At 33.3% G+C, this 1,089-nt stretch carries 2 protein-coding genes; both read left to right on the forward strand.

From position 1 onward, the window contains the following. The first annotated feature begins 54 nt into the window (after window positions 1–54). Complete coding sequence (locus HR065_RS00890; protein WP_178734042.1) at window positions 55–324, forward strand: hypothetical protein; 270 nt, start codon at window positions 55–57, stop codon at window positions 322–324. A gap of 62 nt (window positions 325–386) precedes the next feature. Beyond that, window positions 387–971, forward strand: a complete 585-nt coding sequence (locus tag HR065_RS00895; RefSeq protein ID WP_178734043.1) for a DUF2963 domain-containing protein — start codon at window positions 387–389, stop codon at window positions 969–971. Window positions 972–1,089: the final 118 nt, after the last annotated feature.

A 1,089-nucleotide genomic window follows, 5' to 3' on the forward strand; every position in this document is an offset into this window, starting at 1 on the left:
TCACCCATAGGGTCTTTTCGTTTAAATAAAAAAAATAAAAGGAAAAACAAAAATATGTCAAACATTCCAAAAACAACCGAAAATCAATCCAATTTAGTAGTTCAATTCTTAAAAGACCAAGCAAAAATCCGCCAAGAATTATTAACATATTACGATAAATTAATTACCAAAATTTTAAAAATAATTGGCAATTCAGAAAAATTATCAGAAGAACAAGACGAAGAAATTGGTTTTTTATTATACAAAGAAATAGCCGATTACGGCAACGCAGACGAAATATTTTGTCAATTAAACCACGTTTTAAATATCGAATTCGAAATGTAATCACACACACGCTCAGGCATTAACACAATCTCAAAAAAAACCAACCCCAAAAGGAGAAAGAAATGAAAAAAAACAAAGATGTTTCAAAACAACCGTACGCAACTGTTGAATATACAGATCAATTAGGTCATAAAGTAATTGCTTTGGAAAATTTCCAAGGCATCGCCATCAAAAAAAATGTTTATCTCCCAAACGAAACAGAAACAGAAGTGTTATGGTACACTTCCGAACACGATCCTCAAACAGGAATTGAAACCAAAGCAACCTACTACAAACCAGATGGCACAATAGATCACGTGGACGACTACAACCAAGATCCTCAAAAGGATTATTACCGAGACATCATCCATGACAAAGACAAAAATATGTATATCATCGTGGAAATGAACTTAAAAACCAACCAAAAAATCAAAGAAACTCATTGTTCTGCCGACGGAACAATTGAAACTATCAACGACTACGAGAACAATCTTTTAACCAAAAAAACCTATTACGCCGACGACGGTACAATAAGTTTCAGCAAACAATATTTTTACGACAATAACAACGATTTAATAAAAACAATATTCCAAGATGACGAAGGCGATGTTTTAGACATCATCAACCATCAAAAACCCTCCCCACAACAAAAAGAAAGTTCAAAATAAACAACAAAAAAACACACCACACACGCCCCGGCAAGAACACAAAAAATAACAATCAACAACCCACCCCAAGTCCGCAACTGACTCTAATCTAAGAACAAATAACAAAAACAAAAAACCA

Origin of the sequence: Candidatus Phytoplasma pruni (genome assembly GCF_013391955.1) — a bacterium.
GTDB lineage: Bacteria > Bacillota_I > Bacilli_A > Acholeplasmatales > Acholeplasmataceae > Phytoplasma.